The sequence below is a fragment of the Halomonas sp. DP8Y7-3 genome (assembly GCF_019801675.1).
Classification (GTDB): domain Bacteria; phylum Pseudomonadota; class Gammaproteobacteria; order Pseudomonadales; family Halomonadaceae; genus Halomonas; species Halomonas litopenaei_A.
Map to the genome: position 1 here is coordinate 139,230 of NZ_JAHVIO010000008.1, position 21,798 is coordinate 161,027.

The window sequence follows — 21,798 nt, forward strand, 5'->3', positions numbered from 1 at the left end:
GTCATGGGGAGGCGCCCGCAGGCGCCGACCTGTCACAGGGCGGGGGGCGGCACCCGCTATGGGCGCCGCGCCATCCCGGGATCAGTCGTTATTGTGATCGGCAGCGCTGTCGTCAAAGGGGCCGTCCTCTCCAGAGCCTTCCTCTGAAGTGCTTCCCTCAGCAGCGCCCTCTTCTGCAGTGCTCTCTTCTGCAGTGCTCTCTTCTGCAGTGCTCTCTTCTGCAGTGCTCTCGGGGGACGCAGACTCGTCATCGAGGTCTTCGGCGTCCTCGCCATCGAGCTCTTGAATACGCACGGTCTTGACCAGGGATTCGGCATCGCCGAGACGAATCAGCGTCACCCCTTGCGTGTTACGTGAGCTGATCGAGACTTCCTCGACCCGAGTACGCACCAGCGTGCCGCGGTCGGTGATCAGCATCATCTCGTCGGAGGACAGCACCTGCATGGCGGCTACCATGGCGCCGTTACGTGCGCTGGTCTGCATGGCGATAACGCCCTGACCACCGCGACCGCGCAGGGGGAACTCCTCGAGACGGGTGCGCTTGCCGTAACCGTTTTCACTGGCGGTCAGGATATAGATCTGACCATCATCACCCACACTCTCGACATCGCTGGCCTCACCGTGCTCTCCGCCTTCGGCGTCCGCATCGATTTCCAGGCTCTGGGGAATGATCAGGCTGATCACTTCCGCATCATCGAGCAGGCGCATGCCGCGCACCCCACGTGCGGTACGTCCCATGGCACGCACCTGGGACTCCTCGAAGCGGATCGCCTTACCGTTGGACGACAGCAGCATGGCATGGTCACTGCCCGAGGTGATGGCGGCGCCGACCAGGCGATCGCCCTCCTCGAGGTCGATGGCAATCAAACCGACGCTGCGCGGGCGCGAGAACTGCTCCAGGCTGGTGCGCTTGACCGTACCGCGAGCCGTGGCGAAGAAGATGTAGCAGTTCGGATCGTAATCCTTCACCGGCATGATGGCGTTGATCGCCTCACCCTCATCCAGCGGCAGCAGATTGACCAGCGGCTTGCCACGGGAGCCTCGGCTGGCGGCCGGCATTTCGTAGACCTTGAGCCAGTACACCTTGCCGCGGTTGGAGAACAGCAGCACCGTGTCATGGGTCGACGCCACCAGCAGGTGCTCGATGACGTCTTCGTCCTTCATGGCCGTGGCCGACTTGCCGCGTCCGCCGCGACGCTGGGCCTGGTAGTCGGACAACGGCTGGGTCTTGGCGTAGCCCGAACGAGACACGGTCACCACCATGTCTTCCTCGGCAATCAGGTCCTCGATCGACAGATCAAGGTGGCTGGCCTGGATGTCGGTGCGACGCTCATCGCCGAACTGGTCACGCACCGCGATCAGCTCTTCGCGAATCACCTCCAGCAGACGGTCCGCGGAGGCCAGAATGGCCATCAGCTCGGCAATCTTCTCGAGGATCGACAGGTACTCGTCCAGCAGCTTTTCCGTCTCGAGACCGGTCAGGCGATGCAGACGCAGCTCGAGAATCGCCTGGGCCTGAGCCGGCGACAGGCGGTACTCGGTACCTACCGTGTTGAGACCAAAGCCTTCCTCCAGATCCTCGGGCTTGCACGACGTGGCGCCGGCGCGCTCGAGCATGCCGGTCACCTGGCCGGGCTGCCAGGATTTCGACAGCAGCTTTTCCTTGGCTTCGGCAGCGTTCGGCGAGGCCTTGATCAGCTCGATCACTTCATCGATGTTGGAGATGGCAACCGCCAAACCTTCGAGGATGTGGCCGCGCTCTCGGGCCTTCTTCAGCTCGAACAGTGTCCGGCGGGTCACCACTTCACGCCGATGACGAATGAAGGCTTCCAGAACCTCCTTGAGGTTCATGGTCTTCGGCTCGCCGTCTTCCAGCGCCACCATGTTGATGCCGAAAACGTTCTGCAGCTGAGTCTGGGCGAACAGGTTGTTCACCACTACCTCGCCACTCTCGCCACGCTTGACCTCGATCACCACGCGCAAGCCGTCCTTGTCGGACTCGTCACGCAGCTCGGCGATACCGTCGATCTTCTTGTCCTTGACCAGCTCGGCGATCTTTTCGATCAGACGCGCCTTGTTCACCTGGTAAGGCAGTTCAGTGACGATGATGTGGTCACGACCACTCTTGTCGTCATGCTCGATGGTGTGCTTGGCACGGATATAGATGCGCCCGCGGCCGGTACGATAGGCCTCGAGAATACCGGCGCGGCCATTGATGATGCCGCCGGTAGGGAAATCGGGCCCCGGTACATGCTCCATCAGATCATCGACGCTCAGGGTGTAGTCGTCGACCAGCGCCAGACAGGCGTTGATGATCTCGTTCATGTTGTGGGGCGGGATGTTGGTCGCCATGCCCACCGCGATACCGGACGAACCATTGACCAGCAGGTTGGGCACCTTGGTCGGCAGTACGTCGGGAATACGCTCGGTGCCGTCGTAGTTGTCGACCCAGTCGACGGTATCCTTCTCGAGGTCAGCCAGCAGCTCATGGGCCAGCTTGGCCATGCGAACCTCGGTGTAACGCATCGCGGCGGCATTGTCGCCATCAATGGAACCGAAGTTGCCCTGGCCATCGACGAGCACATGGCGCATGGAAAAGTCCTGCGCCATGCGCACGATGGTGTCGTACACCGCACTGTCGCCGTGGGGGTGGTATTTACCGATGACGTCACCCACCACACGGGCAGACTTCTTGTACGGCTTGTTCCAGTCGTTACCCAGCTCGTGCATCGCAAACAGCACACGCCGATGAACCGGCTTCAGGCCATCGCGCACGTCCGGCAGCGCTCGGCCGATGATCACGCTCATCGCGTAATCGAGGTACGACTGCTTCAGCTCGTCCTCGATATTGACTGGCAGAATCTCTCTGGCGATGTCACCCATGGGTCGTCAAGTCCTTTGCACAGCAACAGGTAGGCGCGTCACGCAGCCGTGACAAGGCGCACAAATACAGCCACGTAGCATACCACCCTTGGTGGCTATAGCGCAGCGTCTGTCATTGCTTCCAGGCACTTGTCATCATTTCTTCAGCGGCTCGCAGACGCCAATGGCGCAGCAGGCAGCGTCAGTCCACCACCACCAGCGCCGCCAGGGCATCACGCAGCTCTCCATCGATGGTCATTGCCTTGTTGCTGGCCACATCGAGCAGAACAAAGGTCAGCTCAGCGCGGACCACCGTGGCACCATCCCGCTGTCGCAGGATCTCATGGTGCATCTTGGCACTGCGTCCACCCAGCACCGACAGACGGGTTGCCACCTCGAGGCGGTCTCCGGTCACCGCCGCTTCGCGGTAGTCGACGTTCAGATTCACCGCGACGAAGGCGATGTCACCGGTCGCCAGGCGCGACATCAACGCCGGATGACGGTCGAAATAGTCCCAGCGCCCCTCCTCCATGAACTCCAGGTAACGGGCGTGATTGACGTGGCCATAGCCGTCCAGGTGGTAGCCACGCACGGCCACCGTCACCTTGCCGATCTTGTCCTGCATGCTGCTCTCCTTGTCGATGTTCCGCTCAAAGAGGGTGTCGATACCTCAACGTCGATAACAAGACGCCGACACCCAACATTCAAACTACTGTTTGATACTGAGCGCTGTCGAGCCTGCTGGCAATACCGCCCCCAAAGAGGCAGAGGCGAAGCGGCGCTTCGCTGCTACGCTTGCCTTCGATACAGGCCTGACCGCTGCATCTTTTTCACCCTAGGCCGCCAGCGTTGGCGCAATCGCGACCGACCTGAGCGGGTCACTGGCACCCGAGAACACCATTCGCCATAATGTGCCTCCTTTTCGACCCGAGAATTGCTTCATGTGGTTCAAGCACTTGCACCTCTATCGTCTGCACGACGCCAGCACACTGGACAGCGAGCAGCTGGAAACAGCCCTCGCTGAACAGGCTTTTCGTCCGCTCGGCAGCAGCGAGGCTCGCCGCAGCGGCTGGACAGCCCCCGCCGGTCGTGGCAGTGATCGCTACCTGCACGAATTGCAAGGCCAGCGGCTGATGACCGCCCTGCGCCAGGAGCGCATTCTGCCGGCCTCCGTCGTGAAGGAAGAGGTCGAGGAGCGGGTCGAGGTCATCGAAGCCCAGGAGAGCCGCAAGCTGCGCCGCCAGGAAAAACAGGCGATCAAGGAGCAGGTCTACGAAGAGCTGCTGCCCCGCGCCTTCGTCCGCAGCCAGAAGACTGACCTTTGGTGGGACACCCGGCGCAACCTGATTGCGGTCAACAGCTCCAGCCGCAAGCGTGCAGAAGAGCTGTTGGACCTGTTGCGCGAAACCCTGGGAAGCCTCAAGGTGACGCCGCTGGCGGCCCAGACCCTGCCGATTCGCGCCATGACCACCTGGCTCAATGACGCCTCATCGCGTCCCGCCGATATGCTGTTGGGTGATCAGGTGGAGCTGAAGGCCAAGGGCGACGATGGCGTACTCAAGGCACGCCAGGTGGACCTGGACGGTGACGACATCCAGCAACTTCTGGAAGGTGGGCGCCAGGCCAGCAAGCTGGCACTGGCCATGGAGGGACGTCTGCGCTTCGTGCTGCATGACGACCTGGCCGTCAAGTCGCTGGCCTTTGATGATGCCTTGATTGATGAAGCCAACCAAGCCGATGACGGTGACGATGCCGTTCTGCGGATGGAAACCGACTTTATTTTGATGGCACAAACGCTGGGTGACAGCGTGGATCGCCTGATCGACTGGCTGGGCGGTGAAGCCCAGAGCAACTCCGTTACGGCTACTGACCTGACTGCGACGACAACATGACTTCGAATGCTGAGGCCGGGCAGGATCCCTGGCACGACATACGCCCTTATCAGGATGACGAGGTGGCGGCGACGCTTGCACGCCTGTCAGAAGACCCTGAGCTGTTGACCGCGTTGACGCGTTATCGCCTGCCGCGCCTCTCGCGGCTGATGCCTCGCGTCTCCCGTGCCCTAGCCAGCTGGGCGATCAAGCGTGAGACCCGCGATGTGACCAGCGTCGCGCAATTCCAGCAGCGCATCGCCAGCTACATGCAGCGCATGCTGCGCACCTCCACCGACGACTTCCGAGTGGATGGCCTCGACGCGCTGGATGCCGACACGGCCTATCTGTTCATCGGCAACCATCGCGACATCTCGCTGGATCCGGCCTTCGTCAACTATGCCCTGTACCTGGCCAACCGCAATACGGTGCGCATCGCCATCGGTGACAACCTGCTCAAGAAGCCTTATGTCACCGACCTGATGCGCCTGAACAAGAGCTTCATCGTGCCTCGCAGCGCCCGCGGCAAGCGCGCCATGCTGCAGGCCTACCTTCAGCTCTCGAGCTACATTCGCCACTCGATTCAGGACGACAACCACTCGATCTGGATGGCCCAGCGCGAGGGCCGCGCCAAGGACGGTATCGACCGTACCGATCCGGCCATTATCAAGATGATGACCATGGCCCATCGCGCCGACAATCGTCATGCCCCCCTGGGCGAAGGCGTCGAGGCGCTGCGCCTGGTCCCGGTGGCCATCAGCTACGAATACGACCCTTGCGATATCCAGAAGGCCAGAGAACTGAAAGCCGTCAGCGAGGATGGCGGCTACAACAAGAGCGAATTCGAGGATATCAGCTCGATCGTGGCGGGCATCACTGGTCACAAAGGCCGCGTTCACCTGCGCTTCGGGACGCCCATCGACCGCAGCTTCGACACCCCCGAGGCCGTGGCAGCTGAGATCGATCGCCAGGTGCTGGGCGACTACCACCTGTTCCCCAGTCATTACCTGGCGCTCGAGGCCCTGGGCACGCACCCGGACCTGCTCGACTTTTCTGAGGTCACCGACGCCGACCGGGAGCGCTTTGCACAGCGATTGGCGCAGGTGCCCGACGACCTCAAACCCTGGTGGCTGGCACAGTACGCCAATCCGGTCATCAACTGCGCGGGGCGAGAGATCGCGCCGTGAGCACCCCCTCCTCGCCGGCACCCCGTCGTTTTTACTGGACGGCTCAGGGCGTCACCCTGATTGGCGCCGGCGTGGACCTGGTGGTCGGCGTCATGAAGCTGATCACCGGGATGATCGTCGGCTCTGCTGCGCTGATTGCCGACGGCATCCACTCCTTCTCCGATATCGTGACCGATGTCTTCGTCCTGGCCGCCACCCACTACGGGCGGCAGGCGCCGGACCGTGACCACCCCTATGGCCACGGCCGCATCGAGACACTGGCGACGCTATGGCTGGGCGGCGTGCTGATCTTCGTCGCCGGTGCCATTGCCGCCTCCAGCGTCGAGCGTCTGCTCGACGACCAGCTCGCCACCGCACCAGGGGCCACGGCCATCGGTATCACGGTGGTATCGCTGCTCGCCAAGGAAGCAATCTTCCACTATTCGCTGCACGCGGCACGGCGGCTGGACTCGGCACTGCTCGAGGCCAACGCCTGGCACTCGCGCACCGATGCCCTCTCCACCCTGGTCGTGCTGGTCGGCCTGATTGGCGGACAGTTCGGTGTGGGCTGGATGGATGCCGCAGCCGCCATCCTGGTGGGCCTGATGGTCGGCTGGGTGGGGGGACGACTGATGTGGCAATCCTCCAGGGAATTGATCGATACCGCACTTCCCGCCGAAGATGAACGTCAGCTGCGTCGGCTGGCCGAAACTGTGCCAGGGGTCACGAGCGTCCACGACCTGCGCACTCGCCGACTGGGCAGCGACGTGGTGCTCGACCTGCACATTGTCGTGGCGCCCAGGGTCACGGTGTCGGAGGCCCATGAGATCGGTAACGCCGTCAGCCGTGAGCTGCGCCAGTCCTCGCGCCGATTGAAGGACGTGACCTTCCATATTGACCCAGAGGACGATGAAGGCCTGATTGCGCACAGTTTGCGACCAGGCCTGCCGCTGCGGGCAGAGATCGAGCAAATCCTTGATCAAAGATGGGCAAAACATCCCGCCTGGCGCCGACGTCTCGCGCTGAACCTGCACTATTTGGATGACCGGGTAGATATTTCGTTGTACGTTGACTCTCAGATCCATCATGACGACCTTGATGAGTTAGCTCACGAATTATGCCGAGACCTAGCCCCTCTCCCCTGGGTGGGACAGCTGACGCTGTGGCAAGGCCCAGGAAAGGCCTGACCACGACCCGGACCCTGTCATGACCTCACCCGCGTCGACCGACGCCTCTGTATCCCGCCGCAGCGTGCTGCGCTGGCTGGGACTGGGCGCTGCGAGCCTGCTTGGCGGTGGACTGCTGTCGACAGCTGAGCCAGCGGGTGCCGCCCTGGACCACGCCAGAATGCGCTCGGCCATGAGCGCAGAATTTGGCGCTCAAGGGGTGCAGGTGCTGGAGGAGTGGCTAAGCCTGATCAACCGACTCAGGGGTGCCGATATCGCGACTCAGCTGCGCGAGGTCAACGACTTCTTCAATCGCAAGGTTCGCTGGCTCGAGGACCGCACCATATGGCGCCAGAGTGACTACTGGGCCACCCCGCTCGAGTCTCTTGGACGCGGTGCCGGCGACTGCGAAGACTATTCCATTGCCAAGTACGTCACGCTCAAGGAGCTGGGCATCCCGGTCAGCAAACTGCGCATGATCTACGTACGTGCCAGGCTAGGACGTAGCCAGATTACCCAGGCCCATATGGTCCTGGGGTACTACGAGACACCAAGCGCCGAGCCGCTTATCCTCGACAACATTGCCGCCAGCGTTTCTCGTGCCAGCCTGCGAACCGACCTGGACCCGTTATTCAGCTTCAATAGTAGTGGCCTGTGGGCAGGAGGCTCCACGCAGTCGCGTGCCGACCCCCTGGCCCGACTTTCGCGCTGGCGTAATGCGATTGATCGCATGCGCCGACAAGGGATTCAATAGCCCAATGCCCTATCTTCCGCTTCACGCTTATCTAGAGACGCCGCCATGTCGTTGATCAAACAACTCTGGCTCGCCATCATCGTCATCCTGCTGATCGCTCTGGGCGGCAGCCTGCTGGTGGCGGTGACCGGCAGTCGTGCCTATATCGAGCAAGAGCTCGAGATCAAGAATACCGACAATGCCAATGTGCTGGCGCAAGCCATAAGCAATGCTCCCAATCAGGATCTTGTGGGCATTGAACTGATGATCTCGGCGCAGTTCGACACCGGTTACTACCGCAAGCTGCAGCTGGTCGACGGCGAAGGACGACCGATCATTCAGCGCGTCTCGGAAGTGGCGGAAGACCATAGCGTTCCCGGCTGGTTCCGCCAGCTGATCTCCTTCGATGTGCCCAGCGGCAGCGCCGCGGTGCAGGACGGCTGGACCCTGCTCGGCACCCTGGAGGTGGACAGCACCCACGCCTTCGCCTATCAATCGCTGTGGCAAAGCACACTGCGCATGGCCGGCTGGTTCGTCGCCGCCGGCGCACTGAGTCTACTGATCGCCTATATGCTGGTGCGTCACATCAGCCGACCGCTCAAGACCGTCACGCGTCAGGCTCACGACATTGGCGAGCGCCGCTTCACCATTGCTCCGCTACCGCGCACGCTGGAACTGCGCGAGGTGTCGGAAGCGATGAACCGTCTGTCGGAAAGCGTGCGTGAGATGCTGGAGCGTGAAAGTGAGCAGATCGACCGACTGAGGCGGCAACTGCTGCACGATGCCATCACCGGCGCCCTGACCCGCGACGCCTTTATCGACCGGCTCAGCTACAGCCTGGAGCAGGACGGCGAGTCCAGCTACGGCATCATTGCACTGATTCGTGCCACCGACCTGGCCGCGCTCAACGAACGCCGCGGCCACCTGCACACCAACGCCGTGCTCAGCGACCTGTGCCAGCGCCTGACGGCCATCGCCGATGCCCATGGTGAAGGTTATGTGGGCCGCCTCAATGGCAGCGACTTTGCCCTGCTGCTGTGCGGCAACGTCGATGAAGCCTGGGCACGCGAGCGCCTGAGCGACAACCTTTCCGCTCTGGCCGAACAGAATTCACCGGTGCTGCGTCTGCCCGCTGCTCTTGGCACCTATCATCATGGTCAAAGCCGCACCACGCTGATGTCGGCATTGGACGGCGCCTTGTCCATGGCCGAAACACGCCCCGGCCAGGCCATTGAAACCTGCCGCCACGCCGAGCAGGCCGCTCTTTACCATAGCCGCGCCGAATGGCGTTCCGCCCTGGTCGAGGCCATGGAGCACGGCGTCCTGCTGGGCCAGTACCCGGTACTGGACCGCCAGGGCAGCCTGCTTCACCACGAAGCGCCGGCACGCCTCAATATCAAGGGCGAGTGGCGCCAGGCGGGCACCTTCATGCCCTGGATCGCACGTCTGCGCCTGCATGACAGCCTGGATATCCGGGTCATCGATACTGCGCTTGAGACCATTCACCACCACCGTCAGCCGCTCGGCATCAACCTGTCCCACGCTGCCATCACCCAACCCAACGTGGTCATTGCCCTGCAGCAACGACTGAGTGCACGCCCAGACTCGGCCCCCTTCCTATGGATCGAGGTGCCAGAATCCATTGCCCGGGCCGACCTGGAGAGCTTCCGCTACCTGTGCCAGTCGCTGGCGCCCTTCGGCTGCCACCTGGGCATGGAGCATGTCGGTGCCGCCTTCCGCCAGCTCGGTGACCTGCGCGATCTTGGCCTGTCCTACATCAAGATCGATGCCACCCTGTGTCGAGGTGTCTCCCACCGTCCAGAGCAGCAGACCATCCTCAGGGGCATGGCAACGCTGTGTCATTCGCTGGCGATCAAGGCGATTGCTGAAGGTATCGATGAAGACGAGGACATCGAGACCCTGTTCGAGCTAGGCCTCGACGGCGTGACCGGTCCCGCCGTCTCGGCCCGTGCGGATGCGGCGTCAGGGCGATAGACGGCTCGTCGCAGTGCCATCGAAGGCCTGACTACACGCAGGCCTTGCTCTGACAAACGGACAGCACAAAGCCACCAGAGTGCACAACACCACTAGGCAGCAACAACAAGGCCACCTGAAAAGGTGGCCTTGTTGTTGCGTACGGCGCTGTTAAATCAGAGGGTCGTCATCGCCGCCCACCAGGTCCACGTCGTTGTAGCGACGACGCAGTGACTGGCGATCCATGATCTTGCGACGCGCCGCCTCAGGGAGATCGGTAAAACTGATCACTCCCTTGTCCATCAGCAGGTCCAACACATCCTCAAGTACCCGCACAAACGCCAGATCAGACGCGTGAAACTGCGACTGCTCATGGCGCGGGCTGCCGTCAGACAGGAATGCCAGCAACTCCTGATCATCCGGTGCCATGAACTCGTCGCAGATGGCCGTTGGCTCTCGGCTCACGCAGACAAGCTTACCTTCCCCGTCACGCTGGACGTACATGCCGCTTTCTCCCTGTTCTTCGTTGATCGAGCATATATCAACTTTCTCTTGTGCCCCAGCACCTGACCTCACTCTGCAGGGGCGCTGCTCGATTCTCGTTAGGGCCCCACGGATGGGGCCCCCTCGACCTGCAACTACTGACGACTGTTGACTGTCCCGTCGTCTCCCGCCCACTGGCGTGATCAGACGTCCAGCTGTCCCTGGTTCAGCAGCTGGGTCAAGAAGTCTTCGCCCGACTGCCCAGACATGCTCGCCCCTTCCAGGGTAATCAACTGATCGGCATTGGCATTATCGCCAGCCAGCCCACCGTCGCTCTTGATGTACAGCACCACGTCATCACCGTCCTGCTCAGCGTGGATGAAGTCGTTCAGCGACTGCTGATCATCACTTGCATCGAAGCCTTGCAACAGATCGCTCAGATCCAGCACATCGGCCTCCGGATCGGTGCCAGGCGCCGTGCCCGCTGCCGCGACATGGAAGTCCGCGATCACGTCATCGGCGGCAGCGCCCGCCTCGCCCTGGTCACCCAGCACCCAGGCGAAGGTGTCGGCACCGAGTCCACCCAGCAGCAGATCGTCACCCGCACCACCCAGCAGCAGGTCATCGCCATCCTCACCGTGCAGGGTGTCATTGCCGCCCCCGCCGATCAGCACGTCGTCACCGTCACCGCCTTTCAGGGTGTCAGCGCCACCATCCTTGCGCTCGGTGTCCAGAAGTTCGCGATAATGATCACGAATATAGTTCAGCACCTCATCCTTGCTAGGCGCCTCACCCGAGGGCTTTCCGGCGATAGGCGGCTCACCGGTCTCAGCCAGACTACCATCGTCCTGTAGGCGCACATCCGAAGTGCCCCACGTCAGGAACTCATAGAGGCCCTGGTAGCCAAGACCGTCATGCTCACCGGCATCGAAGCGCTCTCCGGTATCGCCATTGACCCAACTCAAACGGTCACTATTGACGGTATCCCCGAATATGAGGTCATCACGGGACGTCCCGTCGATGGTGTCACTCCCCAGCGTCTGGAGACCGGTAAAGGTATCACTGCCATCCAGAACCGCATTCAGCTCATCGGCCGAATTGACGATATTCACTTGCCCCTTCTTGGCTTCGCTGGTCCCAAGGTTGACGTAGATGTCGGAAATACCGAGAGCCGTATTTGAGAAGTCAGCGTTGGTCACACCAAACTCGAGGCGATAAGTCCCTGCTTCCCGAATCAACGATGTCCCCTCAAGCGCCCAGCTGGTCGTACTTGAGGCAAGCGTTTCGGTCTCTACATCGACCCAGTTACCGGAGCCATCAAGACGCTGCAGCGTGAAGCGCGCACTCTCACCGGTACGATAGGTTGAATTGGCGTAGACAAACTGGATCTGAGCGTAGTTGCTAAACCCGTCGAGGACGAAACTATCGCTCGTCACAACGGCCTCGCCAGGTACACTACCTGTTTCCAGACGCAGATAATCCACGCTGCCGGAGGCGGCCTCACTGAGATTGCCGGTCGCAACACCCGAGTATGTCCAGGCATCTTCGACATCATCGAGAAGATGAGACGCCTCGTCATCGGGGCTGTCGAAGTCCGCCAGACGATACTGAAGTACCACCTCTCCGGACACCTCCGGGATGTCGCTTTGCTCAACCACATTGGTGTTGTCGAACAACCTCAACAGCTCTTCATTGATGCCATTGCCAATGCCGATCGCCTTGACCTGGCTGATATCGGACAGGCCTTCATAGGCCTGCAGGGCACGTGTCACGTCGATTTCGTTAGTGGTTCCTCCCGAACTGGTACTTGTCCCATAGACGGTAGGATTGCCATCGGTCACGAAGTAGCTGACATTTTCGTAGTCATTGTCCTGATTGAGGAACCAGCCACGTGCTGCATCGAATGCCACCTCATAATTGGTGGCACCAGTGGCGCTCAGGTCATTGACGTAGTCGATCAGTTGCTGAACCTCATTGGCATCCAGTCCGAGATCGTCGACATCTTCCAGATCGGCACCATAGGCAAAGGGAATGACTGCAATATTTACCGCCCCTTCGTACTCGGCCAACTGGTTGATCAGCCTTTCGATTGCCGCCTTGGCGACCGAAATCCGGGTGCTGCCATCCTCCGCCTTGCCTGACTGCATGCTTCCAGAAATATCCAGCATGATCGCGACGTTATAGTTGGTCGCCGGCTCGATTTCCGTGTAGGTCCCGCCCTTGTCACCAACGATCACATCGTCACCGGCAGACCCGGTATGAGTATCACCGTCGTTGGTGCCGACAAATAGCTGCGACGGAGGCGCTCCCGAGACAATGAGGGAACCCGTAGCGCTGTCGCCATCTCCATCGACACCGGTCAAGGCAAGCTCAACCTCGAAGCCCGAGCTGCTGTCACCAAGCCGATAGTCCATATCTCCCAGGGTAAAGGGTGTATCGCTCCCCCCCACCACCTCGATCCCCCCAAGCCCGCCATCCGGGCTGAGTTCAAACGACCAACCATCCTTCATGCCGTCCAGGATCAGGCGACCAGCCCCATCGACGCTTATGGTCACCTTGTTAGTAACGTCGATGCCGGTCTGATCGAGAATGCGCACGTCATCGGCGCTCAGACGAATATCGTTGTCCACCGTCTGGCTGGGAGAGCCAGAACCCGGGACATCACTTGCATAGTTGAAGGCAGCCACGGTGACCACTGCTTTGGCGCCGTCACCTTCAACATGGATGGTCTGGATCACCTCGGACACGCTTTCGTGACCCTGCCAACTCGGCTCACCGCTGATGGAGAAACCCAGGCTGTCGAGGAAACTGATGCGGATGACCTCGTTCAGCTCGATACCGGAACTTGCACCACCGAAGACACCAAGGGTACCGTCCACCGGCACCATGCCGACGCCATTGGGGGTCGAGTAGAGAACGTCGTTGTCACCCTCTTCGTCGTCGTAGTTGACGCCGTGGTACTTAACGACACCATCGAGATTCAGTTCAGAGATATCGGCACGCTCGACACGCCCGTTGCTGATCTGGCCATCGGCCACCTCGATGCTGTAGCTATCGCCTGCCGGGTCCAGCGTCACGCTGAAGCCGACGGTGCCATCGGCAGTCACCGCCTCAAGTTGGTGGCCATCGCTGGACAACTGGTAGCTCAGCGGTTCGCCATTGAAATACAGCGTGTTGCCATCGCTGTCCGTCGCAGCCTGTCCCTGCAGGTTGTCAAAGGTCACGTCCTTGACGCCATCGGCCCCGGAGACAGCGACAAAGTTCAACTGTCCGCTCTGGCCGCCTGCCAGCTCGACGGCATCGGCCGTAAAGGCTTCGGGACTGTCATCGTTAACCAGCACTTGCAGTTGGCCACTGGCTGGGCTGCCATCGGAATCGACAATGGTGTAGCCGACATTGAACGCCAGAGAGTCTTCCGTCCCCTGCTCACCATGATCCAGCGGCTGGTGCAGCGTTACCTCATAGGCGCCGTTCGCCACCCCGGTCAGGGCAACGGTCAAGACCAGCGCGTTGGAGGCGTCACGCCCCGTGACCGTACGGCCGTCGTCGCTCAGCGTGTAGGACACAGCCTGGCCACTGGCCGTGACCGTGGGCAGGCCATCAAGACTCCAGCTGAAGGCATTTGTGCTCGCCGCGCCATCGTTGCCAAAGGAATAGCCAAGCGTCCCGGTGACGACGGTCGCCTCACCGGCCACATCACCCGGGCCACCGACATTGCCACCCGACAGGCCATCTTCGTCCACGCGCGCGACTCCATTGGCGGCCTCCGGCGTGGAGTCCGCAGCCACATTGACGGTCAAGGTGGCTTCGCTGGTATCTCCATCGGCGTCGACGATGGTGTAGCGTATGACGACGGTTCCCTCGACCCCAGGTCCTGGCATGAAGGTCAGTTCTCCGGTGCTACTGTTCACCGTCACCCGACCGGCAGACTCGTGTCCAGGCGCCAGTGCAGCCGACTGCAGCACAGCACCATCGGCTCCGCCAATGTCATTGGCCAGCACATCAACGGTGACCGCGGTGTCCTCAGCCGTGGCGGCCGTGTCATCCACCGCCTGCGGCACGTCATCCACAATGTTGATGCTGATGCTGGCACTGGCGGTATTGCCGTGGGCATCGGTCACGCTGTAGTTGAAGGTCTCCTGGGCGGTCAGCGTGTTGCCGCCATTGTCCGCCTGGCTCCCGGTCACAGCGCTGCTCAACGTATAGGTAAAGGAACCATCGCTGCTGATCACCAGTACGCCATGATCCCCCTCGATCCGCGCTTCGGTGTAGCTCAGGTCATCTCCCTGGGCATCGGTTGCACTCAGCTGCCCGGAAACGCTGTGACTGCCGCTGCCGGCGTCGCTACCAGCGGCAAGACCGGCCTCGCTGACCGTTGCTGTTGCTTGATTGGCGGTCGGGGAACCATCCGTCACCACAAACTTGACGTTGGTCTGACTCGTGTCGCCGTCGGCGTCACGAATCACGTAGGTCACCACTTCTTCATAGCTGGCGTTGGCTTCCGCGGTGTAGGTATAGCTACCGTCGGCATTCCACGTCAGCTCGCCACGCAGTCCGCTGGTATCGATCGACACCACCTCGGCACCATCTGCGCCCTGCACGTCGTTGGCCAGCAGGCCATTGTCGGCCGTGGTCGTCAGCGATGTGCCTGACTGCAGCGCGGCCGGTGTGTCATTGACGGCCTGCGGTACGTCATCAATCACATCTACGGTGATGGTACCGGTTGCCGAGTTGCCCTGGCTGTCGGTGACGGTGTAGGTGAAGCTCTCTGCATCGTCCACCGGGTTGTCGGAGGACGTCACTGGCTTGGTCAAGGTGTAGGTGAATGAGCCATCGGCACGGATCACGATGTCTCCGTACTCCCCTTTGATGGTCTCCGCCTTGAAGGTCAGCGTGTCGCTCTGGGGATCCGTCGCGACCAGCTGCCCGGTGACCGTCGCCGAGCCATTCCCCGCCTGGGAGCCGCCGTCCAGGCCTGCTTCATTGACCTGCACGTTGCTGGGCTGGGTGCTCGGCACACCATTCTCAACCTGGATGGTCAGCGTAGCTTCGCTGGTATCACCATCGGCGTCCGTAATGGTGTAGCGCACCACTTCGGTGTAGCTGCCTGACTCCGTCGCGGTGTAGACGAAGCTGCCGTCGGCGTTCCACTCGAGGCTACCTTGCAGCGAGGAAAGGTCTACCGCCGTCACTCTGGCGCCATCCGCTCCCTGATCATCATTGGACAGCAGCCCTTCGGTGGCGTCTTTCGACACAACCTGCGAGGACTGCACACCGTCGACGCGATCATCGGCAGCAACAGGCGCGGTATCCAGGATCTGGATATCCAGGCTGTCGCTGGCGGTATCACCTTCGTTGTCGGTCACCACGATCGCGAAGCTGTCGACGATATTGTCGTTGGCCGCGTTGTGCTCGGCTGGGCCGCCGGTCTCGGTGTAGCTGTAGCTGAACTCGCCTGTCGCGGCATCGAAGCCGGTGATAGTCAGGGTTCCCTGGCCACCGGTATTGGGGATGCTCACCGGAGTAGTGAAGTCCGCTCCCACCAGCTCCACACCGCCGATGGTCACGCTGGCCACACCCGCACTGCCGCCCACGGTGAAGGTGCCGGTGACGGTCTCACCGCTATCCTCTTCCACGCTGTTGTCGGCGCCGGTCACGTTCCCGTCGCTGTCGGTCACGGTGATGGTGGGCAGGTCATCTTCCTGGCCGTTGATGGTCAGGGTCAGAGTGGTGCTACTGGCGTCGCTATCCGCGTCGGTCAGCGTGTAGGTAAACACCTCGGTCACCGACTCGCTGCCGTCCAGCCCCTGGACGGCCGGGTTGGCGTTATCCAGCGCGTAGCTATAGCTGCCATCGGGTGCGATGGTCAGGGTGCCGTACTCGCCCTGGATCACCAGCTCACCAGCCGCATTGGTGGTGGCGGTGTTGCCGCTGGCGTTGTCGCTGGTCACCGCGGTGACCGTGGTGGCATCGGCTCCCAGGGTGTCCGCACCGGCATCATCTGCAGTTCCGTCAACCACGTTGCCGGAGACGGACGCCGTGTCTTCGGTGATGGCGTCAACGTCAGCCACGGCCTGCGGTGCGGTATCCAGGATCTGGATATCCAGGCTGTCGCTGGCGGTGTCGCCTTCGTTGTCGGTCACCACGATCGCGAAGCTGTCGACGATATTGTCGTTGGCCGCGTTGTGCTCGGCTGGGCCGCCGGTCTCGGTGTAGCTGTAGCTGAACTCGCCCGTCGCGGCATCGAAGCCGGTGATAGTCAGGCTGCCCTGGCCACCGGTATTGGGGATGCTCACCGGAGTAGTGAAGTCCGCTCCCACCAGCTCCACACCGCCGATGGTCACGCTGGCCACACCCGCACTGCCGCCCACGGTGAAGGTGCCGGTGACGGTATCGCCGCTGTCCTCTTCCACGCTGTTGTCGGCGCCGGTCACGTTCCCGTCGCTGTCGGTCACGGTGATGGTGGGCAGGTCATCTTCCTGGCCGTTGATGGTCAGGGTCAGAGTGGTGCTGCTGGCGTCGCTGTCGGCGTCGGTCAGGGTGTAGGTGAACACCTCGGTGACCGACTCGCTGCCGTCCAGCCCCTGTACCGCCGGGTTGGTGTTATCCAGCGCGTAGCTGTAGCTGCCATCGGGTGCGATGGTCAGGGTGCCGTACTCGCCCTGAATCACCAGCTCACCATCCGCATTGGTGGTGGCGGTGTTGCCGCTTGCGTTGTCGCTGGTCACCGCGGTGACCGTGGTGGCATCGGCGCCCAGGGTGTCGGCACCGGCATCATCTGCAGCGCCGTCAATGACGTTGCCCGACACGGAGGCGGTGTCTTCGGTGATGGCGTTCACGTCGGCCACAGCCTGCGGCGCGGTATCCAGTATCTGGATATCCAGGCTATCGCTGGCGGTATCGCCTTCGTTGTCGGTCACCACAATCGCGAAGCTGTCGACGATATTGTCGTTGGCCGCGTTGTGCTCGGCCGGCCCCCCGGTCTCGGTGTAGCTGTAGCTGAACTCGCCTGTCGCGGCGTTAAAGCCGGTGATGGTAAGGGTCCCCTGTCCACCGGTGTTGGGGATGCTCACCGGAGTGGTGAAGTCCGCTCCCACCAGCTCCACACCGCCGATGGTCACGCTGGCCACACCCGCACTGCCGCCCACGGTGAAGGTGCCGGTCACGGTCTCGCCGCTGTCCTCCTCCACGCTGTTGTCGGCGCCGGTCACGTTACCGTCACTGTCGGTCACGGTAATGGTGGGCAGGTCATCTTCCTGGCCGTTGATGGTCAGGGTCAGAGTGGTGCTGCTGGCGTCGCTGTCGGCGTCGGTCAGGGTGTAGGTGAACACCTCGGTCACCGACTCGCTGCCGTCCAGCCCCTGGACCGACGGGTTGGTGTTGTCCAACGCGTAGCTGTAGCTGCCATTGGGCGCGATGGTCAGGGTGCCGTACTCGCCCTGGATCACCAGCTCACCAGCCGCATTGGTGGTGGCGGTGTTACCGCTGGCGTTGCCGCTGGTCACCGCGGTGACCGTGGTGCTATCAGCTCCCAGGGTGTCGGCACCGGCATCATCTGCAGCACCGTCAATGACGTTGCCAGAGACGGAGGCCGTGTCTTCGGTGATGGCGTTAACGTCGGCTACGGCCTGCGGTGCAGAATCAACGACGTTGACGGTCACCTGGGCCGTGGCACTGTCACCGTCAGCCTCGGTCGCAACAACTCCGATGCCGCTAATAGAAAGCGAGTTCGCCAGCGCATCGGCCACCTCATGCGGGAGGGCCTCGCTGAGTTCAGCGGTAACCCGCACGATACCGTCCTCACCCGCTTCCACTGACGCTGGAGCAGCAAGGGACAGGGTCACCGCGACAGCAGTGCTACCACCCAGGCGGCCTTCGAGCTGGCCATTCGCATTCGCTGTCCATACTAGCGTCTGCCCTGGCTCCAGCCCAGCGGTGGTAATGCCTGACACGCTGCCGTCTGTTGCAATATTGGCAAACCTGAAACTGGTCAGGTTGTCGCTGCCTGCAGTGAAGGTCAGCACGCCAGAGTCCTGCTCTGCGCCGCCGATGGTACCCACTTCGTCCAGCGTAAGATCCAGGCTCTCGGTTGCCGGATCATCGTCCCCACTGGTGACAGTAACCGTCGGGCCAGTGCCGTCGGTGATGGTAACGGTGTGGCTATCGGAGGCGGTGTCACCATCGCTATCGACGGTCTCGATGGTGAAGTCGATCGACGGAGTACCGGCGCTGTTCTGTACCTGGTTGGCACTGGCCTCGAAGGTCCAGCTGCCATCACGACCAACGGTCAGGGTGCCCTCGGTCAGGTCGAAGGACACCGTGGCATCTGCTGCGGTACCCAGAGCCAGTGAATTTCCACCCACGGTCACCGTAACGGTGGCACCATCGGCACCGGCATCGGTGGTCCAGCTGCCGTTGACGCTCTGGCCTTCCACCACTGTCGCGGTACCCGGCTCAGAGGTATCGCCAATCTGCAGCGTCGGCTGATCGTCCGCCACCGTCACGCCCACATTGGCAGACGCACTGGTGCCGTCGGTGTCGGTGCCGACCACGGTGATGCCGCTGATGGTCAGTGCATCAACGCCATCGGCGTGGACCAGGCTGTCCGCCAGAGTCGCGGTCACGGTCACTACCGCGGACTGGCCAGCCGTGACCGAGCCGTTGTTGTTCAGCGTCAGGGTGATGGCCGGTTCGCCACCGGCTTCGGTGCGCCCTTCCAGCTGACCGGCGGAGTTCAGGGTCCAGATCAGGGTGCCATTCAGGCCATCCACATCAATATTATCTGTGCTGCCAAAACCGATGGAGGCAATGGCATCACTGCCCGCAGTAAAGGTCAGGCTGGCCACGTCCGTAGAGGAAGCGTCGCCTTCGGTGTCGGCATCATCCAGGGACACGGCGGCGTTGGTGGTCGCCGGATCGCTGTCGGTGACAGTGACCGTCGGGCCAGTGCCGTCGGTGATGGTGACGGTGTGGCTATCGGAGGCGATATCACCATCGCTATCGACGGTCTCGATGGTGAAGTCGATCGCCGGAGTACCGGCGCTGTTCTGTACCTGGTTGGCACTGGCCTCGAAGGTCCAGCTGCCATCGCGGCCAACGGTCAGGGTGCCTTCGGTCAGGTCGAAGGTCACGACGTCGGTGTCGGCGTCGCCCAGTGTCAGTGTCTCGTTGCCCACGGTCACCGTAACAGTGGCGCCATCGGCACCAGCATCGGTGGTCCAGCTGCCATTGACGCTCTGGCCTTCCACCACTGTCGCGGTGCCAGGTTCAGTGGAGTCGCCGATCTGCAGAGTCGGCTGATCGTCGGCCACCGTCACGCCCACACTAGCGGACGTGCTGCTACCGTCGGTGTCGGTACCGACCACGGTGATTCCGCTGATGGTCAGTGCATCAACGCCATCAGCGTGGACCAGGCTGTCGGCCAGCGTGGCCGTCACGGTCACTACCGCGGACTGGCCAGCCGTGACTGAGCCGTTGTTGTTCAGCGTCAGGGTGATGGCCGGTTCGCCACCGGCTTCGGTACGCCCTTCCAGCTGACCGGCGGAGTTCAGGGTCCAGGTCAGGGTGCCATTAAGGCCATCAACGCTGATCGCGCCGGTATCGCCAAAGCCAATGCTGGCAATGGCATCACTGCCCGCCGTAAAGGTCAGGCTGGCCACGTCTGTAGAGGAAGCGGCGCCTTCAGTGTCAGCATCATCCAGGGACACAGCGGCATTGCTGGCCGCCGGATCGCTGTCAGTGACAGTAACCGTCGGGCCAGTACCGTCGGTGATGGTGACGGTGTGGCTGTCGGAGGCGGTATCACCATCGCTATCGACGGTCTCGATGGTGAAGTTGACCGACGGGCTCTCGGCCTGGTCGAGGTTGTTGTTCGCCTCGAAGGTCCAGTTGCCATCGCGGCCGACGGTCAACACGCCTTCGGCGGTATTAAAGGTCACGACGTCGGTGTCGGCGTCGCCCAGCGTCAGCGTCTCGCTACCCACGGACACGGTCACGGTGGCACCATCGGCACCGGCATCGGTGGTCCAGCTGCCATTGACACTCTGGCCTTCTACCACTGTCGCGGTGCCAGGCTCAGTGGAGTCGCCGATCTGCAGCGTCGGCTGATCGTCGGCCACGCTGACCGAGACGCTTGCCTCGGTGCTGGTGCCGTCGGTATCAGCACCAACCACGGTGATCCCGCTGATGGTCAGTGCATCAACGCCATCGGCGTGGGCCAAGCTGTCGGCCAGGGTGGCGGTCACGGTCACTACCGCGGACTGGCCAGCCGTGACCGAGCCATTGTTATTCAGCGTCAGGGTGATGGCGGGTTCGCCACCGGCCTCGGTGCGCCCTTCCAGCTGACCGGCGGAGTTCAGGGTCCAGGTCAGGGTGCCATCCAGACCGTCGACGCTGATGGCTCCGGTATCGCCAAAGCCGATACTGGCAATCGCATCACTGCCCGCGGTAAAGGTCAGGCTGGCTACGTCGGTAGAGGAAGCGTCGCCTTCAGTGTCAGCATCATCCAGGGACACGGCGGCGTTGGTGCTCGCCGGATCGCTGTCGGTGACGGTGACCGTCGGGCCAGTGCCGTCGGTGATGGTAACGGTGTGGCTATCGGAAGCGGTGTCACCATCGCTATCGACGGTCTCGATGGTGAAGTTGATCGACGGGTTCTCTGCCTGGTCGAGGTTGTTGTTCGCCTCGAAGGTCCAGCTGCCATCGCGGCCAACGGTCAACACGCCCTCGGCGGTATTGAAGGTCACGACGTCGTTGTCGGCGTCGCCCAACGTCAGCGTCTCGCTGCCCACGCTGACGGTAACGGTGGCGCCATCAGCACCGGCATCGGTGGTCCAGCTGCCATTGACACTCTGGCCTTCCACGACTGTCGCGGTACCCGGCTCAGTGGAGTCGCCAATCTGCAGCGTCGGCTGATCGTCGGCGACGCTGACCGAGACGCTTGCCTCGGTGCTGCTGCCGTCGGTGTCGGTGCCGACCACGGTGATCCCGCTGATGGTCAGTGCATCGACGCCATCGGCGTGGACCAGGCTGTCGGCCAGGGTGGCGGTCACGGTCACTACCGCGGACTGGCCAGCCGTAACCGAGCCGTTGTTGTTCAGCGTCAGGGTGATGGCCGGTTCGCCACCGGCTTCAGTGCGCCCTTCCAGCTGACCGGCGGAGTTCAGGGTCCAGGTCAGGGTGCCATTCAGGCCATCCACATCAATATTATCTGTGCTGCCAAAACCGATGGAGGCAATGGCATCACTGCCCGCAGTAAAGGTCAGGCTAGCTACGTCGGTAGAGGAAGCGTCGCCTTCGGTGTCGGCATCATCCAGGGACACGGCGGCGTTGGTGGTCGCCGGATCGCTGTCGGTGACGGTGACCGTCGGACCAGTGCCATCGGTAATGGTGACGGTGTGGCTATCGGAGGCGGTATCACCATCGCTATCGACGGTCTCGATAGTGAAGTTGACCGATGGGCTCTCTGCCTGGTCGAGGTTGTTATTGGCCTCGAAGGTCCAGTTGCCATCGCGGCCAACGGTCAAGGTGCCTTCGGTCAGGTC

General features: G+C 62.1%; 9 protein-coding genes. 5 read left to right on the forward strand and 4 right to left on the reverse strand.

Annotated elements, in window-relative coordinates; translation table 11 throughout:
- Positions 1-81: 81 nt before the first annotated feature.
- A complete protein-coding gene (gene gyrA / locus KUV86_RS09700; RefSeq protein WP_222484631.1) occupies positions 82-2,883 on the reverse strand; it encodes a DNA gyrase subunit A in 2,802 nt (933 codons plus the stop codon).
- 181 nt (positions 2,884-3,064) lie between these two features.
- Positions 3,065-3,487 carry an acyl-CoA thioesterase gene (locus KUV86_RS09705; protein ID WP_206938128.1) on the reverse strand — a complete coding sequence of 141 codons (423 nt, stop codon included), beginning with the start codon at positions 3,485-3,487 and terminating at the stop codon, positions 3,065-3,067.
- A 316-nt stretch (positions 3,488-3,803) separates the two neighbouring features.
- On the opposite strand from KUV86_RS09705, the gene KUV86_RS09710 reads away from it, so the two are divergent.
- From KUV86_RS09710 to KUV86_RS09730, 5 genes are read left to right on the forward strand one after another with little or no spacing between them, the layout of a single operon-like run.
- On the forward strand, positions 3,804-4,754 hold the full coding sequence (locus KUV86_RS09710) for a recombination-associated protein RdgC (protein WP_206938126.1): 951 nt from the start codon (positions 3,804-3,806) through the stop codon (positions 4,752-4,754).
- Positions 4,751-5,920, forward strand: a complete 1,170-nt coding sequence (locus KUV86_RS09715; RefSeq protein WP_206938124.1) for a 1-acyl-sn-glycerol-3-phosphate acyltransferase — start codon at positions 4,751-4,753, stop codon at positions 5,918-5,920. The genes KUV86_RS09710 and KUV86_RS09715 overlap by 4 nt, the downstream gene beginning before the upstream one ends.
- Positions 5,917-7,086 carry a cation diffusion facilitator family transporter gene (locus KUV86_RS09720; protein ID WP_315900979.1) on the forward strand — a complete coding sequence of 390 codons (1,170 nt, stop codon included), beginning with the start codon at positions 5,917-5,919 and terminating at the stop codon, positions 7,084-7,086. The genes KUV86_RS09715 and KUV86_RS09720 overlap by 4 nt, the downstream gene beginning before the upstream one ends.
- A gap of 19 nt (positions 7,087-7,105) precedes the next feature.
- Positions 7,106-7,819, forward strand: coding sequence for a transglutaminase-like cysteine peptidase (locus KUV86_RS09725; protein ID WP_222484632.1), 714 nt, complete (start codon positions 7,106-7,108; stop codon positions 7,817-7,819).
- Positions 7,820-7,864: 45 nt separating this feature from the next.
- Positions 7,865-9,793, forward strand: coding sequence for a LapD/MoxY N-terminal periplasmic domain-containing protein (locus tag KUV86_RS09730; RefSeq protein WP_222484633.1), 1,929 nt, complete (start codon positions 7,865-7,867; stop codon positions 9,791-9,793).
- Between the two features lie 150 nt (positions 9,794-9,943).
- Here KUV86_RS09730 and KUV86_RS09735 read toward each other — a convergent pair whose 3' ends face one another.
- Entirely contained in the window at positions 9,944-10,276 is a 333-nt protein-coding gene (locus tag KUV86_RS09735) for a tryptophan synthase subunit beta like protein (RefSeq protein WP_206938103.1), read from the reverse strand.
- A gap of 182 nt (positions 10,277-10,458) precedes the next feature.
- Positions 10,459-21,780, reverse strand: coding sequence for a VCBS domain-containing protein (locus KUV86_RS09740; RefSeq protein ID WP_222484634.1), 11,322 nt, complete (start codon positions 21,778-21,780; stop codon positions 10,459-10,461).
- Positions 21,781-21,798 lie beyond the last annotated feature (18 nt).

What these genes read in the sequence shown, in the direction of transcription:
- gyrA (WP_222484631.1), bottom strand. Translation starts at nt 2,883, where the DNA reads ATGGGTGACATCGCCAGAGAGATTCTGCCAGTCAATATCGAGGACGAG.
- KUV86_RS09705 (WP_206938128.1), bottom strand. Translation starts at nt 3,487, where the DNA reads ATGCAGGACAAGATCGGCAAGGTGACGGTGGCCGTGCGTGGCTACCAC.
- KUV86_RS09710 (WP_206938126.1), top strand. Translation starts at nt 3,804, where the DNA reads ATGTGGTTCAAGCACTTGCACCTCTATCGTCTGCACGACGCCAGCACA.
- KUV86_RS09715 (WP_206938124.1), top strand. Translation starts at nt 4,751, where the DNA reads ATGACTTCGAATGCTGAGGCCGGGCAGGATCCCTGGCACGACATACGC.
- KUV86_RS09725 (WP_222484632.1), top strand. Translation starts at nt 7,106, where the DNA reads ATGACCTCACCCGCGTCGACCGACGCCTCTGTATCCCGCCGCAGCGTG.
- KUV86_RS09730 (WP_222484633.1), top strand. Translation starts at nt 7,865, where the DNA reads ATGTCGTTGATCAAACAACTCTGGCTCGCCATCATCGTCATCCTGCTG.
- KUV86_RS09735 (WP_206938103.1), bottom strand. Translation starts at nt 10,276, where the DNA reads ATGTACGTCCAGCGTGACGGGGAAGGTAAGCTTGTCTGCGTGAGCCGA.